The organism is Crossiella cryophila, from assembly GCF_014204915.1.
Classification (GTDB): domain Bacteria; phylum Actinomycetota; class Actinomycetes; order Mycobacteriales; family Pseudonocardiaceae; genus Crossiella; species Crossiella cryophila.
In genome coordinates this window covers 9,576,653-9,585,535 of sequence record NZ_JACHMH010000001.1, presented here as the reverse complement: position 1 = coordinate 9,585,535, position 8,883 = coordinate 9,576,653, and the positions used below count along the sequence as shown (strand labels likewise).

Annotated in this window: 7 protein-coding genes; 6 read left to right on the top strand and 1 reads right to left on the bottom strand. The window is 72.0% G+C overall.

The features are described from left to right. The first annotated feature begins 6 nt into the window (after window positions 1–6). From HNR67_RS41155 to HNR67_RS41145, 3 genes are all read left to right on the top strand, one after another. The gene (locus tag HNR67_RS41155) at window positions 7–1,383 is read left to right on the top strand and encodes a DUF6519 domain-containing protein (protein ID WP_185009097.1); all 1,377 of its coding nucleotides are present in this window, start codon (window positions 7–9) and stop codon (window positions 1,381–1,383) included. Between the two features lie 18 nt (window positions 1,384–1,401). Further along, entirely contained in the window at window positions 1,402–2,628 is a 1,227-nt protein-coding gene (locus HNR67_RS41150; RefSeq protein WP_185009095.1) for a hypothetical protein, read from the top strand. A gap of 336 nt (window positions 2,629–2,964) precedes the next feature. Next, complete coding sequence (locus tag HNR67_RS41145) at window positions 2,965–3,399, top strand: hypothetical protein (RefSeq protein ID WP_185009093.1); 435 nt, start codon at window positions 2,965–2,967, stop codon at window positions 3,397–3,399. Window positions 3,400–3,427: 28 nt separating this feature from the next. On the opposite strand, the gene HNR67_RS45445 is transcribed toward HNR67_RS41145, so the two are convergent. Then, window positions 3,428–4,252 carry a CAP domain-containing protein gene (locus HNR67_RS45445; protein WP_246492710.1) on the bottom strand — a complete coding sequence of 275 codons (825 nt, stop codon included), beginning with the start codon at window positions 4,250–4,252 and terminating at the stop codon, window positions 3,428–3,430. Between the two features lie 57 nt (window positions 4,253–4,309). Between HNR67_RS45445 and HNR67_RS45440 the strand changes: the two genes are divergently transcribed. The 3 genes from HNR67_RS45440 to smc all read left to right on the top strand — a co-directional run bounded on the left by HNR67_RS45440 (window position 4,310) and on the right by smc (window position 8,840). Next, window positions 4,310–4,597: an acylphosphatase gene (locus HNR67_RS45440; protein ID WP_312989272.1), complete on the top strand. Its 288-nt coding sequence runs from the start codon at window positions 4,310–4,312 to the stop codon at window positions 4,595–4,597. A gap of 40 nt (window positions 4,598–4,637) precedes the next feature. Next, window positions 4,638–5,072, top strand: coding sequence for a winged helix-turn-helix transcriptional regulator (locus HNR67_RS41130; RefSeq protein ID WP_185009091.1), 435 nt, complete (start codon window positions 4,638–4,640; stop codon window positions 5,070–5,072). A 99-nt stretch (window positions 5,073–5,171) separates the two neighbouring features. After that, the gene (gene smc / locus HNR67_RS41125; RefSeq protein ID WP_185009089.1) at window positions 5,172–8,840 is read left to right on the top strand and encodes a chromosome segregation protein SMC; all 3,669 of its coding nucleotides are present in this window, start codon (window positions 5,172–5,174) and stop codon (window positions 8,838–8,840) included. Window positions 8,841–8,883: the final 43 nt, after the last annotated feature.

The following is an 8,883-nucleotide window of genomic DNA, read 5'->3' as shown; positions in this document are numbered from 1 at the left end:
CAGAACATGCACGGCGACTTCTCCCGGCTGACCTTCCGGCCGGACAAGCGGTTCTCCGCGGTGCTCGCCCAGCAGGGCCGGGTGCAGCTGGACGCCGAGGCCAACGAACAGGTGCGGATCGACCAGCACCGGCAGCGCACCGCGATCGGCGACATCATCGGCCGCTTCGGCGGACCGCGCGGCGCCAACGGTTTCAAGCTCACCTACGTGCCCAAGGACAAGGCCCCGGCCAGCCTGGTCATCGGCGGCGGCCGGTACTACGTGGACGGCATCCTGGTCGAGGCGAGCCGCCCACCGCGCGGCGTCCCGGTCCTCGACGACCCGGAGACCGACCCCACCCCCGCGCCGCCCGCCGAGTGGACCTACTGGGACCAGCCGGATGCCCACCGCGACCAGGAACGCCCCGACGAGGCCCACCACCTGCCGGCCGAATTCCCGTTCCTGGCCTACCTGCTGGTGACCGAACACCTGGTCACCGCCATCCAGGACCCGGAGATCAGGGAGACCGCGCTCGGCCCGGCACTGCCGGACACCACCGCGCGCACCAAGGTCAGCTGGCAGGTGCTGCCGCTGACCGCCAAGGACGGCCTGCAGATCCCGGAGCGCCCCACCCCGGAGAACCTGATGGCCGCCTTCGACGGCTGGGTCGAGCGCGGCCGCGCCACCGGCAGGCTGGCCGCCCGCGCCGAACGCCCGGCCCGCACCGAGGACGATCCCTGCCTGTCCGCCCCGGACGCCCGCTTCCGCGGCCTGGAGAACCAGCTCTACCGGGTGGAGATCCACGCGGGCGGCAAGGAGCCGACCTTCAAGTGGTCGCGGGAGAACGGTTCGGTGGCGCTGCCGGTGTCCACAGTGGACAAGACCTGGGTGACCCTGGCCGAGGGCGCGCGGGACCTCAAGCTCGGCCTGTCCATCGGTGACTGGGTGGAGCTGGCCGACGACGCCTCGGTGGCCCGCGGTGAGATCGGTCCGCTGGCCCAGGTCCGCGATATCGACACCGAGGCGCTGCGGGTCGAGCTGTCGGTGGAGTCCGCCACCGGTGTCGGCCGCCCTGGCCGGCACGCGTTCCTGCGGCGCTGGGACCAGCGCGGCGACGCCCGGCCGGTGCAGGAGGGCAGGTGGCTGGATCTGGAGGACGGTGTGCAGGTGTGGTTCGCCCCTGGCGGGAAGTACCGCGGTGGCGATTACTGGCTGATCCCGGCGCGCACGCTCAGCGGTGAGGTGGAGTGGCCGCGCAACGAGCGTGGTGAGCCGCTGCTGCGTCCCCAGCTCGGCATCGTCCGGCACTACGCGCCACTGGCCTGGATCCCGGCCGCGGGCCAGCTCACCGATCTGCGGCTGACCTTCGGCCCGATCGCCCAGCACGTGGTCAGCGAGCTGTAGCAACTACCCTCTGGCGGCATGACCGCCGACCTCACGGTGCCCGACACGGTCGCGCTGCTCCGGCAGCTCGGCCACACCGACGACTACGCCATCTGGTCGGATGCGCACGGTCTGCCGCTGCGGCAGCTCGACACCGGCTGGCAGGCCACCGACACCGGCTCGGGGTGGCTGCTCTACCGCTCCGAACGCGGCGAGCGAGTCACCCCGTACCGGTGCTACGACGTGGAATCGCAGCTCTGCGCCGAACTGCTGGCCGGCGTGCTCGGCCGCACCACCCCACCCCCGCGCCCCGCGACCGAGGCCGCCTTCGACACCCTGCTGGCCCGCTGGCGACACACCCCCTGGCGGCTGCGCCCCGCCACCCGCGACCAGCTCGCCGAGGCCCTGGCCCAGCTCGGCGTGCCCGCGAGCGCGTACTCCTTGTACGGCGGCGCGTTCGAGGGCCGCCTGTGCCTGGAACAGCGCGTGGCCGGCTGGCGGGTCTACCGGGTCCGCTCCGGCCGCACCGAACCGATCACCGACTGGCAACCCGAACCCACCGCCTGCGCCGAGTTCTGGCGCCGCCTGGTCGACGAGGACCTGCCCACCCTGCTCGGCGCCGACCCGCACCCGCTCCCGGCCCCCGCCGAACCCGAGTCACCCCCGGACGACCTGACCCTGCCCGAAGCCCTGGCCATCGAGCAGCGCAGCGGCTGGACCAGGCCCGTCGGCATCGAGTCCCCGACCCACGGCGTCCACCGCCCAGGCCCCGGCTTCGACGACGTGGCCCACCTGCACGAACTCCCCGACGGCCACTGGGAACTCCGCTACACCGAACGCGGCCGGACCCGCGTCCAGGCCGAGTACCAGCGCGAGGGCGACGCCGCCGCCGACCTGATCGACCCCTTCGCCTCAGCCCCCGGCATCGCCGCCCCGGACCGCCTCGCCGACCGCTTCGCCCCCACCCGCTACGAACAACTCCTGCACCACTGGCGCCAACTTCCCTGGCACGCCAACCCGAGCACGCCGCAGGAACTGGCGATCGCGTTGCGGGACCACGGTTTCCCGTACGACAGCTACACGCTGGGCGGGGGCAGGGGGTCGGACACGTTGCGGATCGCGGAACGGCTGGACTCGTGGCGGGTTTATCAGGTGCGGGCGGGGCGGGTGTGCGGGGAAACCCGGCACGCGAGCGCGGCTGAGGCGTGCGTGGAGTTCTGGCGGCGCGCGGTGGATCGGCTGCTGCCGGAACTGATCGCCCGATAGTGCGGGCGACGGCGGTGGTGTGCCCCGCAGCCCACCAGTCCGTCTGAGGGCCGTTCGGTTTCCGACGCTTTGATCGTCATGCGCGACGAGGAACGCCGGTGATCGCGCCGGGAGCAGACCTCGGCTGACCCCGCCTCACACCCGCTTCGCCAGCTCCGCCCGCACACAATCCGGAATCCGCCCCGTGTGATCGATCGGCGTCCACCCCTCCGACCGGATCCACTGCGACCCGCACCCCCGGCAGGCCAGCACCGGCAACCCGCCGATCTCCGCCCGCGTCTCCTGCCACGCGCACAGCGACCGGCACGGGTGGATGGCGAGCTTGCTCACCCGCCGGTGGGTGGCCGGGAGGCGCTGGTGGTGGTCGCGGTGGGGGTCGGCACCGTCGACTGGCTGGTGGTGGTGGTTGTCGTCGTGGTCGTGGTGGTGGTCGTCGTGGTGCGCGGCGGCTCGCCCTGGCTGCTGGTCGGCTGGCCGGGGTCGGAGCTGCCGGTGGTGGTGGACGTGCTGGTGCCGGTGGGGGTGGTGCTGGTCTTGGAGGTGCTGCTACTGCTGGAGGACGGGGTGGTCGACGCCGTCTCGGTGACCGTCACGGTGGTTCCGTTGGAGACCGTCGTGCGCAGCACCACGTTGTCCAGCCGCGCGTTGTTCGGCGTCAGCGGGCCCGGCTTGGTGGTGGCGCTCAGCGCCGCGATCCCGGCGAACGCGGTGGCGGTGGCCAGGGCGACGGCGGCCAGGGCCGCGCCGCGCGGCACGTCGGAGCGGCGGTGACCCGGCTCCGGCGGTGGGGTGGACATGGTCATCTGCCGAACACCTGCACCCAGTGCGGGCCCCTGGTCTCATGACCGACGCCGATTGCGACGAACGAACAGTTCAGGATGTTCGCCCGGTGACCTGCTGAACCCATCCACGACTCCATGACCTTCTCGGCAGAACGTTGCCCCTTGGCGATGTTCTCACCGCCTGGCGCTGGGTAACCAGCTGATCGCGCTCTGTCAACGAAGGACGTGCCCTCTGGTGCGGTGTGCGAGAAGTAGCCGCGGCTGGCCATATCGCTCGCGTGCCGCTGGGCGGCCGCAACCAACCGCTCGTCCACTCGGAGGCTACGGCAGCCCGCCCTGGCCCGCTCCTGATTCACCAGCTGCACCACCCGCATCGCGGGCGAGGCGGCCGGGTTCTCCGCGGGCGGCGGAGTGGTGGTCGTGGGCGGCGGCTTGGCCACCGTCTGGCTGGTGCTGGGCGGCGGCGCGTCGGTGGTGCTCGACGGTGGGGGCTGCTCGCTCGAACTCGGCGGCGCCTCACCACTGCTGCTCGGGGCCTGGCTGCTGGAGGTGCCCGTGCTGGTGGCACTGCTCGGGTTGACCGCGCTGGTCGGGGCGGCCAGGGTGCCCTCGCCGTTCCACTGCGGGAGCGCGCCGTCCCTGTTCTGCTGGCCGGTCACCTGCTCCCGGGCCGCCTCGGCGCTGGCGATGAGGTCCATCCCGGTCAGCGCCTGGAAAGCCGTGGGCGCGATCAGGGTCAGGCCGCAGGCGCCGGCGGCGCCCACCATCATCGCGACGAGACCGAGCACACCAGGGTTGCGTTCCTTGCGCCGGGTGGTCACGGCGAGGAAACGTACCACCATCGAGTTAACCCGGTTGGTCCTGCATGGCCGATTTCTGTTGTCCGGCACGATGAACCCGTGGCGAACACGGCAGAAGTGGTGCGACTCACGGCCTGGGTACACGGACAGGTGCAGGGGGTTGGTTTCCGCTGGTCCACCAGGGCAAAGGCATTGCAGCTCGGACTGGTCGGCTGGGCCCGCAACGCGGTGGACGGCCGGGTCGAGGTGGTGGCGGAAGGAACCCGCCAGCTCTGCGAAGAACTACTGACCTTCCTCCACTCAGGCGATACCCCTGGTCAGGTGACCACCGTGGTGGAGCAATGGGCGGCCGCGAAGGGTGGTCTGTCCGGGTTCCGCGAGCGCTGAGCCCACGCCTGGCACCCGAAAGATCAAGTAAGGTCAAGCCATGGCGGGTAGGCCCAGTTTCACCGGTGTGGCCGGTTCGGTAGCGCGTGCACTCGACGAACTCGGCGACCTCCGGGTGCTGCTCATCCTCGAGCAACTCTTCGCGGGCACCAGCGAGCCGGTCGAGCTACGCCGCGGCCTCGGCATGAAGGCCGAGGACTTCGACCCGCTGCTGGCCTACACCGTCGAACACGGTTTCGTCCGCCGCCGCCCGCGCCCCGAGGCCGGCGCCATCGTCTGGGAGTACGTGGCCACCGAGAAGGCCGAACCCCTGCGCGAGGTGCTCTCCGCACTGGACCGCTGCGGCCTCGCCTGGCCCGCATTGGGTGACGTCCGGCTGCCCCGCAACTCCCGCCGCGGTGGCTCCAGGGCCAAGCCGGACGGCCCGGAAGACGAGGTCAGCCGGGTTGTGCCGTTCCCGAGGCCGAAGAGGTAGACCTGGGCACACCCGGCCCGGCTCCGACGCTCGAACGGTGGACGTGGGTACCCTCTCCCGGACACCCCGACCGGTGAGCGCGGGAAGGAGCGGGCGCACGTGCACCTCAAGAGCCTGACGCTGAAGGGCTTCAAGTCCTTCGCCTCGGCCACCACGCTGCGCTTCGAGCCGGGTATCACCTGCGTTGTCGGCCCGAACGGCTCCGGCAAGTCCAACGTGCTGGACGCGCTGGCCTGGGTGATGGGGGAGCAGGGGGCGAAAGCCCTGCGTGGCGGCAAGATGGAGGACGTCATCTTCGCCGGCACCTCCGGGCGGCCGCCGCTCGGCCGGGCCGAGGTGACCCTGACCATCGACAACTCCGACGGCGCGCTGCCGATCGAGTACACCGAGGTCAGCATCACCCGCCGGATGTTCCGCGAGGGCTCGAGCGAATACGAGATCAACGGCAGCCAGTGCCGCCTGCTCGACATCCAGGAACTGCTGTCGGACTCCGGCATCGGCCGGGAGATGCACGTCATCGTCGGGCAGGGCATGCTCGGCCAGATCCTGCAGTCCCGCCCAGAGGAACGCCGCGCGTTCATCGAGGAAGCCGCCGGGGTGCTCAAGCACCGCAAGCGCAAAGAGAAGGCCATTCGCAAGCTCGACGCGATGCAGGCCAACCTCACCCGGCTCACCGACCTCACCGCCGAACTGCGCCGCCAGCTCAAACCACTCGGCAAGCAGGCCGAGATCGCGCGCAAGGCGCAGACCGTGCAGGCCGACCTGCGCGATGCCCGGCTGCGGCTCTACGCCGACGAACTCGTCACCCAGCGCACCGACCTGGCCAGGGAAGAGGCCGACGAGGCCACCGCGCGCCGCAGGCGGGCCGAGGTCGAGCAGATGCTCCAGGTCGCCCAGGCCGAACAGGGTGAGCTGGAGGAGCGCCTGGCGATCGAGGCGCCGATGCTGGCCAATGCCCAGGAGACCTGGTACCGCCTGTCCGCGCTGGAGGAACGGCTGCGCGGCACGGTCCGGCTGGCCGCCGAACGCGCCCGGCACCTCTCCGCCCCGGTGGAGGCCAACCGCGGTGGCCGCGACCCCGACGACCTGGAACGCGAGGCCGAGGAGGTCGCGCTGCAGGAGGCCGAACTCCAGGAAGCCGCCGAGATGGCCACCGAGGCGCTCACCGTCGCCCAGGCCACCCGCACCGAGTTCGAGCAGGCGCTGAAGAACGCCGAACGCGCGCACCTGGCCGCTATCCGGGCCATCGCCGACCGCCGCGAGGGCCTGGCCAGGCTGGCCGGTCAGGTCGAGGCACTGCGCAGCAAGACCGGCGCCACCGCCGAGGAGATCGAACGGCTCTCCGTCGCACTGGCCGAATCCCGCGAACGCGCCGAACTGGCCCAGATCGAGGTCGAGGAGGCCAAGGCCGCCAGCGGGATCGAGGAGGACGACGACACCGGCATCGGCGAACGCCAGCAATCCACCCAGGCCGCGCACAAGCAGGCCCGCGCCAGGGTGGACGAACTGGTCGCCGCCGAACGCAAGGCCGAACGCGAGATCGCCTCCTGGAAGGCCCGCGTCGACGCACTCTCCCTTGGCCTGACCCGCAAGGACGGCGCGGGCGCGCTGCTCGCCGCCGGATCGAGGCTGCCGGGACTGCTCGGCTCGGTGGCCGCGCTGATGACCGTGGAACCCGGCGCCGAGGTGGCCATGGCCGCCGCCCTTGGCCCGGTCGCCGACGCGGTCGCGCTGGCAGGCACCAGCGACGCGCTCACCGCGCTGGAACTGCTCAAGACCTCCGACTCCGGCCGGGCCGGCCTGCTCGTCGGCGCCAACCAGGTCATGCCCGACCGCGCGGGCTGGCCGCAGCTGCCGCCCGGCGCGCGCTGGGCCGTCGACCTGGTGCACGTGCCGCAACAGCTGCGCCCCGCGCTCTGCCGCGCGCTGGACCGGATGGCCGTGGTCGAGGACCTGGCCGCGGCCGGTGCGCTGGTCACCGCGCACCCCGAGGTCCGGGTGGCCACCACCGGCGGCGACGTGCTCGGCGCGGACTGGGCCGTCGGCGGCTCCGGCCGCAGCCAGAGCGTGATCGAGGTCCAGGCCGCCGTTGACGAGGCCCGCGACCAGCTCGCCGAGGCCGAACACCGCCTGGAAGCAGCCGGAGCCGCGCTGGAAGGCGCCCGCGCCGAGGAACGTGCCCGCCGGGACGAGGTCGGCCTGGCCCAGGAAGCCGTCAACGACGCCCGCGTGCAGCGCGCCCGCAGCTCCGAACGGCTGGCCCGGCTCGGCCAGGCCGCCCGCTCCGCGCTCGCCGAGGCCGAACGCCTCGAAGGCCAGCGCACCAAGGTGGAGAACTCCCGCGAGGAGAACCTCACCCGGCTCACCGAGCTGGAAGAACGGCTGCTGGAAGTCGAGGGCGAGCAGGAGACCGACGACGAGCCGGACACCAGCGCCCGCGACGACATCGCCGCCAGCCTGGCCAGTGCCCGGCAGGAGGAGATGGAGGCGCGGCTGGTCCAGCGCACCTCCGAGGAACGCGCCCGCGCCCTGATCGGCCGGGCCGACTCGCTGCGCCGCGCCGCCCGCGCCGAACGCGAGGCCAGGGAACGCGCCGAACGCGCCCGCGCCGCCCGCACCCGCGGTGCCACCGTGGCCAACGCGGTCGTCTCCGCCGGTGAGACCGCACTGGCCCGGATCGCGCTGTCGCTGACCCGCGCCGCCGCCGAACGCGACGCCGCCCAGGTGCGCAAGGCCGAGCACGAGGGCCAGCTCGGCAAGGTGCGCAACCGGGTCCGCGAACTCGGCACCGAGCTGGAGAAACTCACCGACGCGGTGCACCGGGACGAGGTGCTGCGCGCCGAGCAGCGGCTGCGCATCGAAACGCTGGAAACCAAGATCGCCGACGACTTCGGCATCGGCCTGGACGACCTGGTCGGCGAGTACGGGCCGATGGCCTTCATCCCGCCCACCGCGCTGGAGATCAGCGAGTACGAGGCGGCCAAGGAACGCGGCGAGGAAGTCAGCGCGCCGCAGCCGATGCCGTACGACCGGCCCACCCAGGAACGCCGGGCCAAGCGCGCCGAACGCGACCTCGCCCTGCTCGGCAAGGTCAACCCGCTCGCGCTGGAGGAGTTCGCCGCGCTGGAGGAACGCTACAAGTTCCTCTCCACCCAGCTGGAGGACCTCAAGGCGGCCCGGCGCGACCTGTTCAACACGATCAAGGAAGTCGACGAGCGGATCCTGGCCCTGTTCGCCGACGCCTACGAGGACGTGGCCAGGGAGTTCGTCCAGGTCTTCCAGACGCTCTTCCCCGGCGGCGAGGGCAAACTGCTGCTCACCGACCCGGAGGACCTGCTCACCACCGGTGTGGAGGTCGAGGCCCGGCCGCCCGGCAAGAAGGTCAAGCGGCTGTCCCTGCTCTCCGGTGGCGAGAAGTCGCTGACCGCGGTGGCCATGCTGGTGGCGATCTTCCGCGCCCGGCCCTCGCCGTTCTACATCATGGACGAGGTCGAGGCCGCGCTGGACGACACCAACCTGCGCAGGCTGATCACGCTCTTCGCCCAGCTGCGGGAGAAGTCGCAGCTCATCGTGATCACCCACCAGAAGCCGACCATGGAGATCGCGGACGCGCTCTACGGGGTCAGCATGCGCGGCGACGGCATCAGCCAGGTCATCTCGCAGCGCATGCGCGGGGTGGACACCGCCGCGCCCGCGCCCGAGCACCAGCACGTGCCCAAAAACGATCCGGAAAACGCGCCTGAGCCGGAACCGGTTCCGGCCTCCTGACCCTCTAAGGTCACGCGCATCCGGAACCGCACCCACTCGGGGG